The sequence below is a fragment of the Microbacterium sp. Root166 genome, assembly GCF_001427145.1.
In the GTDB taxonomy this organism is placed as follows: Bacteria; Actinomycetota; Actinomycetes; order Actinomycetales; family Microbacteriaceae; genus Microbacterium.
The window spans coordinates 1,014,198-1,033,429 of sequence record NZ_LMGL01000001.1 but is presented as its reverse complement, the minus strand read 5'-3'; the positions used below and the strand labels follow the sequence as shown (position 1 = coordinate 1,033,429).

General features: G+C 70.1%; 16 protein-coding genes. 7 read left to right on the top strand and 9 right to left on the bottom strand.

Annotated features, from left to right (window positions below):
• Positions 1-1,704: 1,704 nt before the first annotated feature.
• Entirely contained in the window at positions 1,705-2,661 is a 957-nt protein-coding gene (locus tag ASD56_RS04705; RefSeq protein ID WP_055963667.1) for a ParA family protein, read from the top strand.
• Positions 2,661-3,647 (top strand): ParB/RepB/Spo0J family partition protein, encoded by a 987-nt coding sequence (locus ASD56_RS04700; protein ID WP_055961802.1) that lies wholly within the window; start codon positions 2,661-2,663, stop codon positions 3,645-3,647. Before ASD56_RS04705 ends, ASD56_RS04700 begins: the two co-directional genes overlap by 1 nt.
• Here the strand turns inward: ASD56_RS04700 and ASD56_RS04695 are convergent.
• The gene (locus ASD56_RS04695; protein ID WP_055961799.1) at positions 3,632-4,930 is read right to left on the bottom strand and encodes an RNA polymerase sigma factor; all 1,299 of its coding nucleotides are present in this window, start codon (positions 4,928-4,930) and stop codon (positions 3,632-3,634) included. The two genes, ASD56_RS04700 and ASD56_RS04695, sit on opposite strands and share 16 nt — an antisense overlap.
• 59 nt (positions 4,931-4,989) lie before the next feature.
• On the opposite strand from ASD56_RS04695, the gene ASD56_RS04690 reads away from it, so the two are divergent.
• A complete protein-coding gene (locus ASD56_RS04690) occupies positions 4,990-5,337 on the top strand; it encodes a hypothetical protein (RefSeq protein ID WP_055961797.1) in 348 nt (115 codons plus the stop codon).
• 29 nt (positions 5,338-5,366) lie between these two features.
• Here the strand turns inward: ASD56_RS04690 and ASD56_RS04685 are convergent, their stop codons facing one another.
• The 5 genes from ASD56_RS04685 to ASD56_RS04665 form a co-directional block, all read right to left on the bottom strand.
• Positions 5,367-5,783, bottom strand: coding sequence for a YciI family protein (locus ASD56_RS04685; RefSeq protein WP_055961794.1), 417 nt, complete (start codon positions 5,781-5,783; stop codon positions 5,367-5,369).
• Between the two features lie 198 nt (positions 5,784-5,981).
• Complete coding sequence (gene trxA / locus ASD56_RS04680) at positions 5,982-6,305, bottom strand: thioredoxin (RefSeq protein ID WP_055961791.1); 324 nt, start codon at positions 6,303-6,305, stop codon at positions 5,982-5,984.
• Between the two features lie 77 nt (positions 6,306-6,382).
• Positions 6,383-7,387 (bottom strand): thioredoxin-disulfide reductase, encoded by a 1,005-nt coding sequence (gene trxB, locus ASD56_RS04675; RefSeq protein ID WP_055961788.1) that lies wholly within the window; start codon positions 7,385-7,387, stop codon positions 6,383-6,385.
• A gap of 108 nt (positions 7,388-7,495) precedes the next feature.
• A complete protein-coding gene (gene murJ / locus ASD56_RS04670; RefSeq protein WP_055961786.1) occupies positions 7,496-9,097 on the bottom strand; it encodes a murein biosynthesis integral membrane protein MurJ in 1,602 nt (533 codons plus the stop codon).
• Entirely contained in the window at positions 9,094-11,280 is a 2,187-nt protein-coding gene (locus ASD56_RS04665; RefSeq protein ID WP_157535761.1) for a DUF6049 family protein, read from the bottom strand. The genes murJ and ASD56_RS04665 overlap by 4 nt, the downstream gene beginning before the upstream one ends.
• A gap of 181 nt (positions 11,281-11,461) precedes the next feature.
• On the opposite strand from ASD56_RS04665, the gene ASD56_RS04660 reads away from it, so the two are divergent.
• Positions 11,462-12,982, top strand: coding sequence for a DUF7059 domain-containing protein (locus ASD56_RS04660; protein ID WP_055961785.1), 1,521 nt, complete (start codon positions 11,462-11,464; stop codon positions 12,980-12,982).
• A 55-nt stretch (positions 12,983-13,037) separates the two neighbouring features.
• Entirely contained in the window at positions 13,038-14,525 is a 1,488-nt protein-coding gene (locus ASD56_RS04655; protein ID WP_055961783.1) for a CCA tRNA nucleotidyltransferase, read from the top strand.
• Positions 14,526-14,580: 55 nt separating this feature from the next.
• Here the strand turns inward: ASD56_RS04655 and ASD56_RS04650 are convergent, their stop codons facing one another.
• The gene (locus tag ASD56_RS04650; protein ID WP_055961780.1) at positions 14,581-15,234 is read right to left on the bottom strand and encodes an FMN-dependent NADH-azoreductase; all 654 of its coding nucleotides are present in this window, start codon (positions 15,232-15,234) and stop codon (positions 14,581-14,583) included.
• Positions 15,235-15,312: 78 nt separating this feature from the next.
• Here ASD56_RS04650 and ASD56_RS04645 point away from each other — a divergent pair, with 78 nt between their 5' ends.
• Complete coding sequence (locus ASD56_RS04645; protein ID WP_055961777.1) at positions 15,313-15,657, top strand: winged helix-turn-helix transcriptional regulator; 345 nt, start codon at positions 15,313-15,315, stop codon at positions 15,655-15,657.
• Here ASD56_RS04645 and ASD56_RS04640 read toward each other — a convergent pair whose 3' ends face one another.
• Both ASD56_RS04640 and ASD56_RS04635 read right to left on the bottom strand, forming a co-directional pair.
• The gene (locus ASD56_RS04640; RefSeq protein WP_055961774.1) at positions 15,658-16,851 is read right to left on the bottom strand and encodes a hypothetical protein; all 1,194 of its coding nucleotides are present in this window, start codon (positions 16,849-16,851) and stop codon (positions 15,658-15,660) included.
• Positions 16,852-16,856: 5 nt separating this feature from the next.
• Complete coding sequence (locus ASD56_RS04635) at positions 16,857-17,864, bottom strand: hypothetical protein (RefSeq protein WP_055961770.1); 1,008 nt, start codon at positions 17,862-17,864, stop codon at positions 16,857-16,859.
• A 101-nt stretch (positions 17,865-17,965) separates the two neighbouring features.
• Between ASD56_RS04635 and ASD56_RS04630 the strand changes: the two genes are divergently transcribed.
• Complete coding sequence (locus ASD56_RS04630) at positions 17,966-19,159, top strand: acyl-CoA dehydrogenase family protein (RefSeq protein WP_055961769.1); 1,194 nt, start codon at positions 17,966-17,968, stop codon at positions 19,157-19,159.
• The last annotated feature ends 73 nt before the right edge of the window (positions 19,160-19,232 follow it).

The window sequence follows — 19,232 nt, the reverse complement described above, 5'->3', positions numbered from 1 at the left end:
CCTGTACGCACGGGGCTGGGCTGACGTCAAGGAGTTGGTGCCGGACACCCCGGGGTTGTGGAACTCTGTCTGACCCACAGCACGCGACGATCGAATCGATGGGGTGGGTATTGCGCCGATTCTCGAGTCGGGGGCTGCAGGGCCATCGCTTGTCCGACTCACTGGCAATGCGAGGTCGGCTACGCCTGAGTGGCTAGCCGCCCTGTTTCCCGCCGACTTTCGGACGTACTCGTCCGAACTCGTGTCCCGCCCTCGGCTCGACTCACCGCCGCGCATGCCGAGCGTTGTCGCGATGAGCCTGATCGCCTCCACGGAAGGCCGAACGTGCCGTCTAGCTCAGTGGCATCAGGCCGCCGAGCAGGGATGCGAGAGTCAGGGACACAGTTCAGTCCAGGCTCGCTTTCCGCGGATGTCGAGCGGCGACGTCGTCGTCGCTGGATTCGCTCGTTTCACGTGAAACATCGCCGAAAGTGCGACGGCGGCGGGAGCTGATCGAGGATGAGAGCCTACTACCGACACTGCGAGGCGCACTGCGATTCCATGAGGCAACCCGCGTAACGCCGAGTACGAACCGATCGCAGTCGCCCATTCGGTGCAGCACGGTGTGTTGAGTTGGTCGCGTGTGGTCGAGCGTGGATCTGGTCGGCCATCTGCTCTCGCAACCAGAACCGCTACGTTGCCGCGCACCTTCGATCAGTTCGTTTCACGTGAAACATCGAAAGCGAGGGAGTCGACGGATGGGAAGACCGCCACGACGCCTAGGCGCATAGGGGAGCGGGTTCGCAACCCGACGTGCCGTACTGATTTCTGTCTGCAGGCTGATGGGGCCCCCGTACCGCTGTTGGCAGTCTGGATATGCGCGGTGGAGCGGTGCTGGTCGCGCCAGGCGGAGAGTGAGAAGTGAGACTCGCCCTGTCGCGTTCGCACCATGCACCACGGAGGGGCTCGACCGCTCGACCACCGCCCGCACCACCACGAGAATCGTCTTCGCTCGGTCCGGGCCCGGCTGAGCCGAGTGCGTCAGGAGGAGTCGAGCTGCTCTCTGTCGCGAACGCACGAGTCGGTGCCATGCCACCGACTGCTCGGTGGAAGAGACGACGCGCTCGTCGCAAGCGTGTGTGTCGAACCGCGCTGGACCACCCGGTAGGAGCGGTGATGTGCATCATTCGCTGCTGAATCACGCACCCGTGTGCCCTCGCGTTCGAACGTCCCCGCGAGAGGCGGGATCGCCGTGCGCGTTGTGTTCAGGCCGCTGGCCCACGTCGATGAGCCGACGAGCTCGGAGGTTTACTGGAATCACGCAAGCCACTGATCCGACGCGCAAGGCCAGATCGCTGCCCGCGCCCTTACTGCCACGCGCTACCGGCCACGTGAAGTTGCAGAATCTCGAAAGGGTGCGGGATCGCCCGATCAAACCGCCGGGTCGAGCGACACCAGACAAGGCGTCGGAGCGTCAGCGCCCCAATACCCGCCCCTTTCATCGTGCCCAGCCATCCGTCAGAGCACGGTGTTCACACTGGGCCGTTTCTGTTCGGCAGTATCCCGTGCCGAGACACGTGAACGGCCCGCAACGCAGGTCGGCTTGTTTCACGTGAAACGTGACTCAGAGCCGTCGCCCAAGGGGAGTGAAGGCACGTCGCGCGAGCGGTGGCGGGATAGAGTGGGTGACGTTGTTGTTCGCTCGCGAAAGGGAGAGTGTTTCACGTGAAACAGCCCGACGAGGCGGAGGCCACAGCATCCTTCTCGTTCGACGACACTCCTCTCGCTCGCGAACTGGCCGATCTCTCTGCACGTCGCCGCGTGCTCGAGAGCGCCGACGTGAAGATGTCCGGTCGAACCCGCGTGCTCACGGTGTCGAACCAGAAGGGCGGCGTCGGGAAGACGACGACCGCCGTGAACATCGCCGCCGCGATGGCCTCGGTCGGCGCCCGTGTGCTGGTCATCGACCTCGACCCGCAGGGGAACGCCTCGACCGCGCTGGGTGTGCCGCACACCGCTGACATCCCCAGCGTCTACGACGTCCTCATCGACGAGTTCCCGCTCGCCGACATCGTGCAGACCAGCCCCGAATCCCCCAACCTTCTCTGCGCCCCGAGCACCATCCACCTGGCCGGCGCCGAGATCGAACTCGTCTCGCAGGTCGCCCGTGAGCACCGCCTGCGTACCGCGCTCGACGAGTATCTCGCCGCGGTCGAGGAGCGCATCGACTTCGTCATCATCGACTGCCCGCCCTCGCTGGGACTGCTGACCATCAACGCCTTCACGGCCGCGAGCGAGCTGCTCATCCCGATCCAGTGCGAGTACTACGCGCTCGAGGGTCTGAGCCAGCTGCTGGGCACTGTGCGGATGATCCAGAAGCACCTGAATCCGGCACTGCATCTCTCGACCATCCTGCTCACGATGTACGACGGCCGTACCCGTCTCGCGCAGCAGGTCGCCGAAGAGGTGCGCGAGCACTTCGCGGGTGAGGTGCTGGACTCGGTGATCCCGCGTTCCGTGCGCGTGTCGGAGGCGCCGAGCTTCGGCCAGACCGTCATCGCATACGATGGGCAGTCCGCCGGCGCGGTGGCATACCGCGAGGCAGCGGTCGAGATCATTCGGCGCGACGGCCAATCGGTCGTTCGAGCAGCCGACGAGAACAACAGCGGAGAGGAATCCTGATGGCCAAGCGCACAGGCCTGGGACGAGGGATCGGGGCATTGATCCCGACGGCCGAGCCGGCTGAGGATCGTCCGTCCGACGTCTTCTTCCCCCGGTCGGTCGCGTCGGAGGAGACCGCCGACGGACAGTCCACGAACGGCTCCGGCGATGCCGCGGCAACCGAGGACCTGGTCGCGGTCCCGGGCGCGCGGCTCGCGCACATCGACCCGCACTCGATCGTGCCGAACCCTCGTCAGCCGCGCACGCACTTCGACTCAGAGGACCTTGCCGAGCTGGTGCACAGCGTCCGCGAGTTCGGTGTGCTCCAGCCGGTGGTCGTCCGCGCCAATGAGCAGGGCGAGTACGAGCTCATCATGGGGGAGCGGCGCACGCGCGCCGCTCGCGAGGCCGGTCTGACCTCCATCCCGGCGGTCATCCGCGAAACGGCCGACGAGCACCTGCTGCGCGACGCGCTGCTCGAGAACCTCCACCGCTCCGAGCTGAACCCCCTGGAAGAAGCTTCTGCCTACCAGCAGCTGCTCGAGGACTTCGGCATCACCCAGGAGGAGCTCGCCAGCCGCATCGGCCGCTCGCGCCCGCAGATCAGCAACACCATCCGCCTGCTCAAGCTCCCCATGCCGGTGCAGCAGCGCGTCGCCGCCGGGGTGCTCAGCGCCGGGCACGCGCGTGCGATCCTGGCCCTCGACACCCCGGAGGCGATGCAGCGCCTCGCGGACAAGATCGTCAACGAGGATCTCTCCGTGCGCGCCGCCGAGGCTGCCACGAAGCTTCCGGGCGCCGGGCTGGCTCGTCCGGCCAAGCCGCAGGCTGGGGCACGTCGTGCGCACCTCGACGAGGTGGCGGATCGCCTCGGTGACCGGCTCAACACACGGGTACGGATCTCTCTGACTGCGCGTAAAGGCCAGATCAGCATAGATTTCGCGAGCATCCAGGACCTCAATCGCATCCTCGATGAGATCGGTGAGTCGGGCTACGCGTCCGCGTGACCACCGACCGCTGTGACGGGGCCGCGCGCAGCGAGTTCGGCGGCGCGACGCTGTAGCACCGCCGTCTCGGCGTCGTTCCCTTCGAGCTCGGCGGCACGCTCGAAAGCGGCGGCCGCGGCATCCGTCCGTCCTAGCCGCTCGAGCAGCTCGGCTCGCGCCGCGTGGAACGGCCGGAACCCGTCGAGCTCCGGCTCGAGCTCGGCGACGAGGTCGAGCGCTTCTGCCGGCCCGTCGGCCATCGAGACGGCCACGGCACGATTGAGCCGGACGACCGCCGACGGGGCGAGCGACACCAGCGCGTCGTAGAGGCGCACGATCCGGTCCCAGTCGGTGGCGTCGAACGTCGGGGCGACCGCATGGCACTCCGCGATCGCCGCCTGCAGTCCGTAGTAGCCGAGACCCCGCCCCGCGGCATCCGCTCGTCGCAGTGCCTCGCTGCCCCGGGCGATCGCGGAGCGATCCCACCGGGCGCGGTCCTGCTCGCCGAGTGTGAGGGGGAGCCCGCGTTCATCCACCCGCGCGACGAAGCGCGAGGACTGGAACTCCATGAGCGCGATGAGGGAATCGACCTCCGGTTCGGCCGGCATGAGTGCGCGCAGCTGACGGGCCAGGCGTACGGCCTCGCGAGCGACCTCCGGGCGCACCGGACGATCGCCTGCTGCCGCGGCGTAGCCTTCGGTGAACAGCAGGTAGATCACCTGCAGCACGCTCGAGAGCCGCGCCCCGCGTTCGGAGCGGTCAGGGACCTCGAACGGCACGGCGGCGTCGGCCAGCGCCCGCTTGGCGCGCACGATCCGCTGCTGCACGGTCGGCACGGTCATCAGCAGCACTCGGGCGATCTGCTCGGTGGTGAGGCCGGCCACCGTGCGCAGGGTGAGCGCGAGACGTGCCTGCGGTGCGAGCACCGGGTGGCAGGCCACGAACACCAGGCGGAGAACGTCGTCGTCGATCCGGTCGGGATCCCCGAGCTCGGGCACGGCATCGGCGCGCTCGGCGTCGAGAACCTCGGCGGCGAACAGCGGCTCGCGCTGACCCATCCGCTCCCGCCGGCGCCAGCCGTCGATCGCGCGCCGCTTCGCCACGGACAGCAGCCACGCGCCGGGATTGTCGGGGATGCCGCTCGCCGGCCACTTCGCGAGGGCTTCGAGCAGCGCATCCTGCGCCAGATCCTCGGCCCATGTGAAGTCGCCCGTCTGACGCGTGAGGGCCGCCACGATGCGAGCGGCCTCTGCGCGCCACACCGCTTCGACCGCCCGTCGGGCGTGCGCGTCCGCGTCGTTCATGCGTCCAGAGTAGGCGTGGATCGATGCCTCACGTCGGTGGAGCGTCGTACCCTGGATAGGTGCCGACACCAGATCAGACTCCGCGCCGGCGGGCCAGTCTCGAGCTTCTGCGTGCCGAGGCATCCGACGAGCTCGCCGTGGTCATCGCGGAGCGTCTGCGCGGCGGAGAGGACCCGTGGGAGTTCATGGAGGACCTCCCCACCGTCGACGAGCTCGTCGTCTTCACCCTGCGTGCCGAGAACATCGAGGCCAACGGCGGATCGCGGCCGAATGCCGCCCGCCACTATCGCGTGCTCCGGCAGATCGCGCTGGAGTACCCCGAGCTGACCCCCGCGGTCTGGCGTCTGCTGGGCGAAGCGAACACGCACCGCCGCTGGGATGCGACGGTGCGTGTCGACGCGCACTGAGCTCGTGCACACTGAGCTCGGGGGCTGAGTCAGGAGTTGGCCGCTCGCCACTCCTGCTCCTTGGCGACCCACTCGTTGTCGGGCATGTCGAAGTCTCCGAGCTCGTTGACGCGCCGGACCTCGAGCGCGACACCCGGGCCGAGCGGGCACTGCTTGGCCCAGTGCTCGGCCTCTTCGCGGCTGGCGACCTCGATGATCCAGAACCCCGTGAAGACCTCGCGGGCCTCGGCGAAGGGGCCGTCGGTGATGACCGGCGGGACAGACGTGAAGTCGACGCGGAAGCCTTCCTCGGCGTCGGACAGGCCCTCCGCGGACAGGAAGACGCCCGCCTTCTGCAGGCTCTCGTTGTAGGCGCCCATGGCCGCGATGACCTGCTCCATGTCGAGGTCTTCCGCCGCCCGCGCTGCGGCTTCGGGCTCCACCTGCATGATCAGCATGTAACGCATGTCACTTCTCCTTCTGGTTTGCGAGCCGTGCGGCCCGGGAGCCGCTTCGGCCCCTTCACCCTGTACGTCGTACGAGCATGGCCGAGATCGACATCCTCGCCGAAAAAACTTCGCAGAGAAAGGATGCCGCCACCGGCATGTACGCGAAAACCCCGCCGATCCGGGGGTCCGGGGCGGCGGGGTTCAACGCAGAAGTCGTCAGGCGATGTACGCGGCGAGGTCCTTCTCGAGCGCGAACTTCGGCTTGGCGCCGATGATCGTCGTCTCGACCTCGCCCTTGTTGAAGACCTTCATGGCAGGGATCGAGGTGATCTGGTACTTCATGGCCAGATCGGGGTTCTCGTCCACGTTGAGCTTGAGGATCGTGATCTTGTCGGGGTGCTCCGACTGGATCTGGTCCAGCACGGGCGAAACCATGCGGCACGGGCCGCACCATTCCGCCCAGAAGTCAACGAGTACGGGTCCGTCGGCCTGGAGCACGTCCTGCTCCCACGTGGCGGACGTGGTCGACTTGGCGGTCATGTCATCTCCTTCAAGATGGGGAAGTCTCTCGATTGTTCGAACGCGCAGTGCGACCGGATTGTTCCGGTGCGCGGGACTCAGGCGGCGTCCGCGGCCTGACGGTCGGTGCTCGGGTCCAGCCCGGCGATGGGATCGCCGACGACGTCGGGTGCGCCCGCCTCGCCGAGCGAGGCGAGGAAGTGCTCGACATCCAGGGCTGCCACGGTTCCGCTGCCCGCGGCGGTGACGGCCTGACGGTAGGTCGGGTCGATGACGTCTCCGGCGGCGAAGACGCCGGGCATCGACGTGCGCGACGAGCGACCGTCGACCCAGATCGTGCCTTCCGGTGTCAGGTCGAGCTTGCCGTGCACGAGGTGGGTGCGCGGGTCGTTGCCGATGGCGACGAACAGGCCGTCGAGGGCGAGCTCGCTGCGCGTGCCGTCGACGGTGCTCTCGAGAACGACGCCGGTGACCGCGTCCTCGCCCAGCACGTCGACGACGGCGCTGTTCCAGACGAACTCGATCTTCTCGTTCGCGAACGCGCGCTCCTGCATGATCTTCGAGGCGCGCAGCTCTTCGCGGCGGTGGATGACGTAGACCTTCGAGGCGAACTTGGTGAGGAACGTCGCCTCTTCCATCGCGGAGTCGCCGCCGCCGACGACGGCGATGACGCGCTCACGGAAGAAGAAGCCGTCGCACGTGGCGCAGTAGGACACACCGCGGCCCGACAGGCGCTCTTCGCCCTCGATGCCGATCTTGCGGTGGGCCGAGCCCGTCGCGTACACGATGGAGCGCGTCTCGTACTCGGCGCCGCTGCCCAGGACGATCTTCTTGACCGGGCCGTCGACGTCGAGTGAGACGACGTCGTCGTACAGCACCTCGGTGCCGAAGCGCTCGGCCTGCTCCTGCATCTTGGTCATCAGGTCGGGGCCCTGGATGCCCTCGGGGAAGCCCGGGAAGTTCTCGACGTCGGTGGTGGTCATAAGATCGCCGCCCGCTTCGACCGAGCTCGCGACCACGAGCGGCTCGAGGTTCGCGCGCGCCGCGTAGATGGCTGCCGTGTAGCCCGCAGGCCCCGATCCGATGATGATGACGTGACGCACCGCGCCCCCTTCTGTATCGGGACCCGATGGCCCCGCCTGCCTCAACACATGGTAACCGCGCGGCATTCCTGCACCGAGGCGGATGTCGGCGTGCTCCGGATGCCGCGCTCAGCGCCCGCCCGGAATGAATCGCCGGAGCTGATCGAGAACCGGTCGCAGCTCGGGTGCGCGGAGGACGGTGAGGACGCCGAGGTAGACGACGAACGCCACCGCGCAGATGATCGCCGTGCCGAGCGCACCCAGCAGCTTGTCGGCCGTGGTCCAGCCGTCGTCTCCGCCCATCAGCTGATACACGAGCCATCCGGCGCCGGCAGCGGGGAGAGCGGCGAGGACGAACCGTCCGTAGGAGACGAGCCATGAGCGTGCGCCCAGGCGCCTCAGCCGCCGTCGCAGCAGCACGGCGGCGATCGCGACCTGGACGGCCGTCGAGATCGACTGCCCGAGCGCGATTCCGGCCGCGAGCTGCTCGACAGGCAGGGTCTCGCGGGCGACGAGCACGAGCGCGACGAAGAGCGCGCACTGGATCACGGTGAAGAAGAACGGCGTGCGCGTGTCGTTGTAGGCGTAGAAGGCGCGCTGCACGACGAAGAGGATCGACAGTGGGATGAGCCCGATGAGGAAGGCGACCAGCACGGGCGCCGCCGCCACGGCCTGATCGGCGAAGTTGACGAACACGCGTGTCGCGGGGACCGCGGCCACCATGAGGGCGGCCGCGGCGATCGTGACGAGCAGCCCGGTGATGCGGATGCTCGCGGAGAGGTCGGTGCGCACGTCTTCGTCGCGCCCCTCGTGCGCGTGCTCGGCCAGCCGGGTGAAGTAGGGCGTGCCGATCGACATCACGATGATCGAGTAGGGGAGCATGAAGACGAGCCACGCGTTCGCCATCGCGAAAGCGGATGCTCCGTCGCCTGAAGCCTCGGTGACCACCCGGGTCTGCACGACACCGGCGAGGGTCCGCACGACGACCATCGCGAAGGTCCAGCCGGCCAGGCGGCCGATGTCGCCCAGTCCGACACCGCGCCAGCGGAAGTCCGGTCGCAGATGCAGGCCCGTGCGCCGCCAGAAAAGCAGCAGCACGCCGGCCTGCACGACGATGCCCGCCGTGGCGGTGGCGCCCAGCGCCGCGATCATGTCGGGGGTCCAGTCGGCGACGCTGCTGAGGTCCGTGCCGAAGAAGACGCCGATCAGGACGAACCCGATGATCGACACGACGTTGTTCACGATCGGCGCCCATGTGAACGGCCCGTAGACCTTGCGTGCGTTGAGCGCCTCGCCGACGAGCGCATAGAGCCCGTAGAAGAAGATCTGCGGCAGGCACCAGTACGCCAGGACCGTCGCCATCGCGTGCTGCTCCGGCTTGAACGACGGGGCGAACAATTCCACGAGCAGTGGCGCGCAGAGCGTCGCGACGAGGGTCGTGACCAGGAGCACCACGGTGCCGAGGGTGAAGAGCTTGGAGATGAACGTGCGTCCGCCGTCGGCGTGCGCGGCCGAGCGCACGATCTGCGGCACGATGACCGCGGTGAGGATGCCGTACGAGATGATCTCGTAGATCGTGTTGGGGAGCTGGTTCGCGACCTGGAAGGCATCGCCGGCGCGACTCGCGACAGATCCGAGCACCGTGACCAGCACGATCGTGCGCACGACGCCGGTGAGGCGCGAGACGAGCGTGCCCGCTCCGATGACGACGCTCGCGCGGCCGACGCTCACGTGAGGGTCTCCTTGCCATCGTCACCGGTCGTGCCGGAAGCCGCGCCCGCATCGCGCGACGCAGCGCGACCCCGGCGGCGGGCACGCAGCTTCAGCACCGTGCGGACGATGCCGAGCAGCAGGAGTCCGCCGATGACGACGCCCAGCGCGGTGATCCCGAACGTCTCCCACTCGGCGCGCACCGTGACGTCGACCGAAGCCGGGTCGCCGATCGCCACGCTCGCGCGGCTGCGCAGCTGCAGGTCGAGGGTCACCTCGCCGTTGCCGACGCGCGCCTGCACCGGGACCTCGACGCGGGTGTTGCTCTCGGCCTGGGCGACCACCGGATTCGCGCGCTGCACGTCGAGGCGGAGGTCATCGGGCGTCACGTAGAGGACGAGGTTCACGGGGTACTCGAGGTCGTTGCGCACCCAGAACCGCAGCCCGGCGTTGGACCCGTAAAGATCGATGGTGCTCGTCGGCAGCAGCGAGACCGAGTCCAGCGTCACCTGGGTGGCCGCGCGATGGCCGACGACGGCGTCGGTCCACGGTTCGGGGGTGGGAATCCATCCCACGCCCAGGAGCTGGAGGATCTCGGCCCGCTGCGGGCCGGTGAGCATGCGGGGCTCGTCGAGGATGGTCGCGAAGCGCGAGACCTCGGTCTCTTCGGCGATGAGGGCGGTCGCGGCATCCACTCGGGTCTGCTCGCTCGTGCCCCCGGCGACCTCCAGGTCCACGGCCCCTGTGTTGGCGAGGGCGCCGAGGGTCGATGCGCTGACGTTCGGCGCCGAGGTCACGCTCTCGATGGTCGTTCCCAGGGCGACGCGGGAGCGGGCGGGGTCGCGCCCGAGGGTCACCAGCAGCGGGGCTCCGCCGGTCTCCGCGGTCGCGAACGCGAGGTAGGCGGTCGCCTCGGTCAGCGCGGCGCCGCGGAGCGAGGTCTCCTCCAGGCCCGAGGCACGATGCAGCGCAGCGGAGACGGCCGCGTCGTAGACGAGGAGCTCGGCTTCGCCCGCTCGCGCATGGGCAGGCACGGTGCCACCCGTTGCGCCTGCGGCGGTCTCCGTCGATGCGACGAGGGTCAGCGAGCGCTGGTCTCCTGAGGTGACGGCTCCGAGGGCCTCGACGACCGGGGCGTCGGCCGTGCCCGCTGCCGGCCAGAAGACCGCGCCGCGGGTGGCGGGCCCGATGTCGAGGAGTTCCGCGCGCTCGGGAAAGACCGGGGCGGCGGGATCGACGCCGGGCTCCGGGGTCGGAGTCGGGGTCGCGGCGGTCTCGGGGATGAACTCGGCCGGATCCATGTACGCGAGCAGCGAGGGCGGCGCGAGCGGTCGCTCGAGGCCGGCCTCGATCTGCACCGCGACATCTGCATCGCCGAACTGCAGCGCGAAGCGCGAGTTCGCGAGCGTCTCCAGCCGGGTGAGCCACGCCACCGCCGACTCGGGTGCGGTGCCGCCGAGGACGCGGATGGATGCCGGGATGGCGGGGTCGATCGCGAGGATGGCGGACGTTCCGTCGACGCCGTCGAGCTGCGAGGTGAGGCTGCCGCCCGGCGAGGTCAGCTCCGTGAGCTGCTCGGCGGTCAGCAGCCCTTCCGTCAGCGGCTGCGCGGTGATCGGAACGACCACGCCGATGCCGACTGCGTCGTCGTCGGAGGGCGGGACGATCATCGCGCTGGTCGAGGTCACCGGGCCCGTGGCCGACTCGTAGGTCGCGACGAGCGGGTAAACGCCCGGCTCGAGCCCTGCCAGCGCCGGCGAGGAAGGGTCGATGCGGGCGGGTGTCACGGCCTGCCCGCCCGGTGCCACGGACTCGATCGCCGCCGTCGCCACGGGCTCAGCGGTCACGCGTCCCGTATCGCCCGACAGCCATGCGGTGAGCGCGGCGCGGTCCGGCAGCTCGGTGCGGCCGAGGGCGATCGTGGCCGTGATCGGCGGGGTCGGGGCATCCGTCTCGTTCTGCAGTGTCAGCGACACCGTCAGCGGCTCGCCCGGTCGCACGATCCCGTCCGAGATGGGAGACAGCGTGAATGCCGTCGTACCCGACGTGATGGGCGGAGTCGGAGTCGGAGTGGGCGTGGGCGACGGCGCGGCCCCGATCGCGGCGGCCGGCGCGAGCAGCGTTCCGACGAGTGCGAGAGTCGCGGCGGCCACCGCGGCGGCGCGGGTGGCGCGGCGGCGGGCGGGCGATCTCGACGTGGTCACGGTCATGCTGGGTGGTTGGCTCCTGTGCGATGTCCGGACCGCACGATCGTGTGCGATTCTACGGTCCGGGCCTCGGAGGTTCCCGCGCACCCGCCGTTCGGGCCGAGGAGGCGCGCGTCAGCAAGCCGGGGGTCTGGGGCGGAGCCCCAGAAAGTAGCGCACGCCAGGGTTGAATGGAGGCGTGCTCCCCGAACCCGATCCGTCCCTATGCCGTCACCTGGCCGCCGACCTGCACGACGCCGGATTCACCGCCGAAGCGCTGCGCGACGCGTGGGGTGCCTCCGCCGACGACGGGATCGCAAGGGGTCTGCGCGCACCGGCGGAGCGCGGCATCGCCGGACGCGACGACCCGCTCGCGGTTCTCGGCCGCCTTCTCGTGCTCGGGATGCCGCAGCCCGCGGCATCCGTCTCCCGCGCGCTCGCGCGGACCGGCGCCGACGGCGTCGTGCGTCTCGGGCTTGCGGAACTCGACCGCGACGTGGTGCGGCCGCTCGCCCTGGTGCGCCCGCAGTCGTACGCGGACGAGTCGGGCGCGGGCCGCTGGTGGATCGCGAGCGACCTCGACGAGGCCGCGCTCGGGGGGCCGCTGGCAGAGGACCACGTGCTGGGCGTCGGCGGGGCGTCGCTCACGCTCGCGGCGCTGCAGCTGCCGACTCCGGCGCGGCGCGGACTCGACGTCGGCGCGGGGTGCGGCATCCAGGCTCTCCGTGCCCGCCGTGCGGTCGAGACGGTCGTCGCGACCGACATCTCGGAGCGGGCGCTCGGGTTCACCCGGCTGAACGCGCTGCTCAACGGCGTGGACGGGATCGAGGTGCGCCTCGGCAGCCTGTTCGAGCCCGTCGCGGGCGAGCGATTCGACCGGATCGTGTCGAACCCGCCGTTCGTGATCACGCCGCGCCGCGAGGGCGTTCCCGCCTACGAGTACCGCGACGGCGGCATGGAGGGCGACGACATCGTGGCCGCATTCGTCCGCGGCGTCGGCGAGCACCTCGAGCCCGGCGGCATCGCGCAGCTGCTCGGCAACTGGGAGACGCGGGGCGGCCGGCCCGGACTCGACCGGGTGCGCGCGTGGGCCGACAGCTCGCCCGTGCCGCTGGACGTCTGGGTGGTCGAGCGAGAGAGCCTCGACCCGCTCGAATACGCCGAGCTCTGGGTGCGCGACGGCGGCACTCTCGTCGGCTCGCAGGGCTTCGCGGGTCTCATCGACGCGTGGCTCGACGACTTCTCGGCGCGGGAGGTCAGCGAGGTCGGCTTCGGGTATCTGCTGCTGCGCCGTCCGGTTAAGGGTGCGCCGACTTTCGCACGCTACGAACGGCTGCATCAGGCGTTGCCGGGCGACGGTCTGGGCGCCCATCTCGCGGCGTCGCTCGACGCCCACGACCGGCTCGCCGGACTCGACGACGACGCGCTCGCCGCGACGCTGCTCACCGTCGCTCCCGATGTGACCGAGGCGCGGCATCACCTGCCCGGACAGGAGGATCCGACGGTCATCGAGCTGCGACAGGGCAGCGGGTTCGGACGCTCCCTCGGAGTCGATCCGGGCCTCGCGGCGCTCGTCGGCGCGTGCGACGGTGACCTCCCCGTCGGCGTCCTGGTCGACGCGATCGCGGAGCTGATGGGAGTGGATGCCGCGGCCCTGCGCGCCGACCTCCTTCCCCGGGTCCGCGAGCTGGTCGTCACCGGATTCCTCGCCTTCCCCTGACCGGCGGGCGAGCAGCGACGCGGGGACCGGCGGCCTCGCTCGGTAGGCTCGGAGCATGCTCAACATGGCCGAGGGTGTCGCGCGCCTCGGCGCGCTCGCCGAGTCTCCGGTGGTCGCCGCGCTCGGCCGCGCCTTCGCCGACGCCGGCCACGATCTCGCCATCGTCGGCGGCCCGGTGCGCGACGCGCTGCTCGGCCGCGCGGTGCATGACCTGGACTTCACGACCGACGCCCGCCCCGATGACATCCTGCGGATCGTCAAGCCGATCAGCACCGCGCAGTGGGACATCGGCCGCGCTTTCGGCACCATCGGCGCCAAGGTGCGGGGCGAACAGGTCGAGATCACGACGTACCGCGCCGACAGCTACAACGGCGTGACCCGCAAGCCGACGGTCGAGTTCGGCGACACCCTTGAGGGCGACCTGGTGCGCCGTGACTTCACCGTGAACTCGATGGCCCTGCGGGTGCCCGCCCGCACGCTGGTCGACCCGACCGGCGGCGTCGAGGACCTCGTGGCCCGACGACTGCGCACGCCGGCAGCCGCCGACATCAGCTTCGGCGACGACCCGCTGCGGATGCTGCGGGCAGCCCGGTTCGCCTCGCAGCTCGACTTCGCCGTCGACCCGGCCACGGTGACGGCCATGGAGCAGCTGCGCGCCACCTTGGCGATCGTGAGTCCCGAGCGCATCCAGGGTGAGCTCGTCCGCCTGCTGCAGACCGACGACCCGGTGATCGGCATCCGTCTTCTCGTCGAGACCGGCCTGATCGACGGCTTCCTTCCCGAGGTCCCGGCGCTCAAGCTCGAGGTCGACGAGCACCACCACCACAAGGACGTCTACGAGCACTCGCTCACCGTGCTGCGCCAGACGATCGAGCTCGAGAAGACGCGGAATCCGGTCCCCACGGCCCCTCCACCCGACGCTGACGCGTCGGGCGGAGCCTCCGGCCGCGTGGGCCCAGCCGCTCCCGACGTCCCGCTGCGGCTCGCTGCGCTGCTGCACGACATCGGCAAGCCCGCGACGCGCAAGCTCGAGCCCGGTGGCGGCGTGACGTTCTACCACCACGACATCAAGGGCGCGCGCCTGGCCCGCAAGCGCCTGCAGGCCCTGCGGTTCGATTCGGACACGATCGGCGTGGTCACGCGGCTCATCGAGCTGCACCTGCGCTTCTTCGGCTACTCCGAGGGTGCGTGGACCGACGCCGCGGTGCGCCGCTACGTGCGGGATGCCGGTGACGAGCTGGATCGCCTGCACATCCTCACGCGCGCCGACGTCACGACCCGCAACGCCAAGAAAGCCGGGCGGCTCGCGCGCGCGTACGACGACATCGAGCGCCGGATCGCCGAGCTTTCGGCCCAGGAGGAGCTCGCCGCGATGCGGCCCGAGGTCGACGGCAACCGCATCCAGGAACTGCTCGGCATCGGCCCCGGCCGCGAGGTCGGGGAGGCCTACCGGTTCCTGCTGGACCTGCGGCTCGACGAGGGCATCCTCGGGGTCGACGAGGCCGAGCGCCGCCTGCTCGCGTGGTGGGCCGCCCGCTCCTGACCTTCACCGCTCGTTGAGTGAACGGAGCGGGACGCGACCCCTCGCCAGGGATGGCTCAGCGGGAGGATGCGGCGAGCTGGGCGATCTCGCGGCCCGAGCGGACGGCGTGCGTCTCGGCCGTCTGCTTGAGCTCTGCGGCCACCTCGGTGAACGCATCCAGCGCGGGGTTCACGCCGACGAGCGTGAAAGGACGCTCCACGATGCGCAGGTCCAGCCCCCAGACGTCCTCGAGGACGCGACGCAGCCAGGCGGTGGAGTGATCCCAGCCCTCTTTCGGAGATCCGGGGGCGTAGTTGCCGCCGAGCACGGTCACCAGCGTGGCGGGCTTCCCGCGAAGGGCCGTGCCCTGCGGGTCGATCCGCGGATCGGTGTACGCGAGGTCGAACCAGGTCTTGAAGTGCTGCGATACCCCGTAGTTGTACAGGGGCACCGCGAGCAGCAGCGCCTCGGCGTCGATGAGCTCATCGGCCAGGGTCGTCGCGAGGGCGCGCGCTTCGCGCTGGCGCTCGGTGCGGTCGGCCTCGGGTGCGAAGCCGCCGGTGACGGCGTCCGGCCAGGCCGTCGCGGGCACGGGCTCCACAGAGAGGTCGCGACGGACCACTCCGGACTCGGGATGCGCCGCGAGCCATTCGGCTTCGACGAGATCGGCCAGCGAACGGCTCGCCGAGGTGGTGGGAAGGATGCTGGCATCGAGCCGGAACAGCGACATGATTCTCCGATCGTGAAATGAGAGTCGCTATGTAAAACTTAGCGACTCCGGAGACTGTAGCACGCGTACGATGGGGGGATGGCCGAGGTCGAACAGGAGCACAGCCGCTGCGACGCGGCGGTGACTCTGGCGTTCTCGGTGCTCGGCAAGCGCTGGAACGGCATGATCGTCTCGGCTCTCGGCGGTGGTGCGTCCACGTTCGTCGGCCTTCGACGTGCGGTGCCCGGCATCAGCGACGCCGTCCTGTCGGATCGGCTCGTCGAACTGGCCGAGGCGGGGCTTGTGCTGCGGGCGGTGGCTTCCGGGCCTCCGGTGACCGTGTCCTACTGCCTCACCGACAGCGGCGAACGACTGCTTCCGATCCTCGACCAGCTCGGCGAGTGGGCCTCGCACAACCTGTCGGAGCGCGCCGGCGTCCGCTGATCAGCGGAAGAAGAGGGCCAGCACGCCGGTCTGCGACACGAGCCAGTAGACCGCGACGAACCCGACCACGATGATCGACACCCACGGCACGCCGCGCTGCAGCCGCCTGCCCTGAGGGGCGACGCCCGGTGGCGGGCGGAGCGACTGGAGCGGTGCCACGAAGGGGACGGATGCCGCGCCCGGCACCGCGGCGCCGACTCCGGCCGGGACGGCGGTCGCGGCATCCGTCATCGCCGCCTGCGCGCGCAGGCGGTCGTCGCGCCAGCGAGCCCACTGCGCGAACTTGTCCAGGAGTGCGCCGACCACCGAGAACAGCCACGCCCACATCGCGGGGTCGGGCGTCGAGAAGTCGCGCTTGGCGTAGAGGAAGAGCCAGTCGTCGACGATCTCGACGTCGAGCGCCGCGGCGTTGTCGATGAACCGCGCCATGATGTCGGGCGTGAACAGGTAGAGGGCGTCGGCCTCGTACCCCTCGGGGCAGTAGAGCGAGAAGAACCGGTCGAAGTCGCCTTCGAGGCTCAGCCGCTGGTCCTTGTCGAAGGTCGCGGGCAGGTTCGATCCGAACAGGCCGTTGTTGCCGACGGCGTCGAGCACGATGTGCGGCAGCGGCACGTCGAGCTTCACAGCGACGTAGCCCCACACGTGGGTGGTGCGGTTCTTGCCCGAGCCGGTCGTGTAGCGGTAGTTGGCGAACTCGACGAAGCGAGGTCGCTCGCCGCGCACGAGGTCGGTCGCGTGCCGCGCCCCGCCGAGACTGAAGATCATGCCCGGCAGGCCGGGGGCGTCGACCCGGGGGACGTACGTCATGTGGTTGGCACGGGCGAAGCGGTCGAGCCGGAACAGGCGCAGGGCGGTGGACCGGCTCGACGACACGAACGAGACGACCACCACCGCGACGATGGCGGCCAGGAGCAGGAACGGCAGCAGGCTGAACAGGAAGCCGGCGATGCCGCCGTCGCCCATCGACGCGAAGAGGCCGACGAGCGTGGTGATGATCGCCAGGCCGACCGTGCCGAACATGACCGCGAAGACGACGAGGAACACGATGCTGAAGACCGACGACCCCGGGAAGGCCGACGGCGCCCGTCCGGTCTGACGCAGGTGCTGCGCGAACGCGCGGGCGGCAGCGGGGTCGACCGGTTCGACGAGGGGGCGTGCGTCGAAGGGATAGGCGCGCGAGGCCGGCTGCGGCATCCCCGTCATCGGTTGACCTCGTCGGAGTCCCAGTGGAGGCAGACGTCGGCGCGGATGCCGAGGGCCTCTATGCGGGGGTCGGTGCAGAGGGCGCGCTGCAGCCCGGACGACCCTCCGACGATCGTGGAGTCCCAGTCGATCTCGCTGACGACCACCCACGAGCGATCAGCCGGCCAGATCAGGCTGGGCGACTCCGCGCTGGGAGCGGAGCCGTGCTCTTCCATCTTCGTGTCACGCCACGGCGCGCGAAGGATCCAGTCCTCGCGGGCCAGGTCGCTCACTTCGCCCCGGAACAGGACATAGTCCCGGTTCGGCAGCTGCAGGCGCGGCCCCCGCGAGACCTCGTCCGACAGGATGCCCGGCTGCCATGTGGGCGGACGGAAGACGTCGTTCAACACGTCGCGCGCGGAGTTCCCGAGGAAACCGAGGTGCTGTGCGGTGGCGGCATCCGGGGTCTCATCGTCAGACACGGTGAGCAGCACGCGCGACGGTCCCCAGCCCATGGCGCCGACGACGCCGCCCCAGCCCTCCCACAGCCCGATGAAGAGGTCGTCGGGGGTCGACGTGTGCACGCCCGCGATGTTTGCGACCACGCTCACGAGACCAGGGTCGAGCTTGCCCTCCGAGGGAGCATCGAACTGCCAGCCATCGGGCGCGTGCGACTGCTGCCAGGCGTTCGGGTCCCAGTCCGTGCCGCGCGCACGGACGAGCGCTCCCCATTGAGCGCCGGCATGCATCTCGGTGCCGAAGGCTGTCGCCGCGTCGACCCACCGCGCCGGAAGCGTCTCGATCTCGGTCTGCTCCCTGGCGAATGCCTCCCAGCCCCGCCGATTCCGGTCGTACGGCAGCGGCGGCCAGTCACTGCCGATCGGCTTCGAGCGAGTCGCCGGGTGGAAGATCCGCGTATAGAAGGGGAACCCCCGCGGAACGACGTCGTGGATCGTCCCCTGCCAGGGGTCGTCGATCCGATCCCTGATCCAGTCGCCGGCTCCGACGTCAGCGGTCCACTCCATGCGCCCACGCTAGCGGCCCCGCTTCGGCCCAAGGAGGCGCGCCGCGGCTCGCGTCGGGACCGGGCAGAATCGACGGGACGGATCGAACGAGGGAGTGACCGATGACGCAGCGAGACCCCGACGACCTCGACGGGCTGCGTGCGGCATCCGATGTCCTCGCCATCGACGCGCTGCTCAGTCCGCAGGAGCGCGAGACGCGCGACCGGGTGCGCGCGTTCGTCGACGCCGAGATCCGCCCGCACATCGCGGAGTGGTTCGACCGGGCCCACTTCCCGGCCGAGCTCGCCCCCGCGCTCGGCCGGCTCGGCGTGCTGGGCATGACGCTGGACGGCTACGGATGCCCCGGCCGAAGTTCGGTCGAGTACGGCCTCGCCGCGCTCGAGCTCGAGGCCGGCGACTCGGGAATCCGGACCTTCGTGTCGGTGCAGGGCTCGCTGGCGATGGGCTCGATCCACCGCTGGGGGTCGGAGGAGCAGAAGCGGGAGTGGCTTCCGCGGCTGGCCGCGGGCGAGGCGATCGGCTGCTTCGCGCTCACCGAGCCCGGCGCCGGCTCCGACCCGGCGAGCATGACGACGTTCGCCCGCCGGGACGGCGACGACTGGGTGCTCTCGGGCGCAAAGCGCTGGATCGGCCTCGCGACCGTCGCGCAGGTCGCCGTCGCGTGGGCGCAGACCGAGGACGGGGTCCGGGGCTTCCTCGTCCCGACAGACGCTGCCGGATTCCACGCGAGCGTGCTCGGGCCGAAGGGATCGATGCGGGCGTCGGTGCAGGCCGAGCTGCATTTCGACGACGTGCGTTTGCCGGCATCCGCTCTGCTCCCCGAGGCCCGCGGGCTGAAGGGTCCGTTCTCGGGGTTGAACGAGGCCCGGTACGGGATCGTCTGGGGCGCCCTGGGCGCGGGGCGCGACAGCTACGAGGCCGCGCTGCGCCACGCCCTCCGGCGCGAGCAGTTCGGCCGGCCGATCGCGGCGTTCCAGCTCACCCAGCAGAAGCTCGTGAACATGGTCGTCGAGCTGCAGAAGGGCGCGCTGCTCGCCCTGCAGCTGGGGCGGGCGAAGGATGCCGGCACCCTCACGCCGCAGCAGGTCTCGCTCGGCAAGCTGAACAGCGTGCGCGAGGCGATCGCTATCGCCCGGGAGGCCCGCACGATACTCGGCGGCGATGGCGTGCTTCTCGACAACTCGCCGATCCGCCATGCCGCCAACCTCGAGTCCGTCCGCACCTATGAGGGCACCGACGAGGTGCACACGCTCATCCTCGGCCAGCACCTCACCGGGATCGCCGCCTTCCGCTGACCCTGATTAGCCGCCTGACCTGGCTTCCGGTACCATTGGAGGGTTGTCCGCATGCGCCCCTGTGCGCGAGAAG

What these genes read in the sequence shown, in the direction of transcription:
- ASD56_RS04700 (WP_055961802.1), top strand. Translation starts at nt 2,661, where the DNA reads ATGGCCAAGCGCACAGGCCTGGGACGAGGGATCGGGGCATTGATCCCG.
- ASD56_RS04695 (WP_055961799.1), bottom strand. Translation starts at nt 4,930, where the DNA reads ATGAACGACGCGGACGCGCACGCCCGACGGGCGGTCGAAGCGGTGTGG.
- ASD56_RS04685 (WP_055961794.1), bottom strand. Translation starts at nt 5,783, where the DNA reads ATGCGTTACATGCTGATCATGCAGGTGGAGCCCGAAGCCGCAGCGCGG.
- trxA (WP_055961791.1), bottom strand. Translation starts at nt 6,305, where the DNA reads ATGACCGCCAAGTCGACCACGTCCGCCACGTGGGAGCAGGACGTGCTC.
- ASD56_RS04655 (WP_055961783.1), top strand. Translation starts at nt 13,038, where the DNA reads ATGCTCAACATGGCCGAGGGTGTCGCGCGCCTCGGCGCGCTCGCCGAG.
- ASD56_RS04650 (WP_055961780.1), bottom strand. Translation starts at nt 15,234, where the DNA reads ATGTCGCTGTTCCGGCTCGATGCCAGCATCCTTCCCACCACCTCGGCG.
- ASD56_RS04645 (WP_055961777.1), top strand. Translation starts at nt 15,313, where the DNA reads ATGGCCGAGGTCGAACAGGAGCACAGCCGCTGCGACGCGGCGGTGACT.
- ASD56_RS04640 (WP_055961774.1), bottom strand. Translation starts at nt 16,851, where the DNA reads ATGCCGCAGCCGGCCTCGCGCGCCTATCCCTTCGACGCACGCCCCCTC.
- ASD56_RS04635 (WP_055961770.1), bottom strand. Translation starts at nt 17,864, where the DNA reads ATGGAGTGGACCGCTGACGTCGGAGCCGGCGACTGGATCAGGGATCGG.
- ASD56_RS04630 (WP_055961769.1), top strand. Translation starts at nt 17,966, where the DNA reads ATGACGCAGCGAGACCCCGACGACCTCGACGGGCTGCGTGCGGCATCC.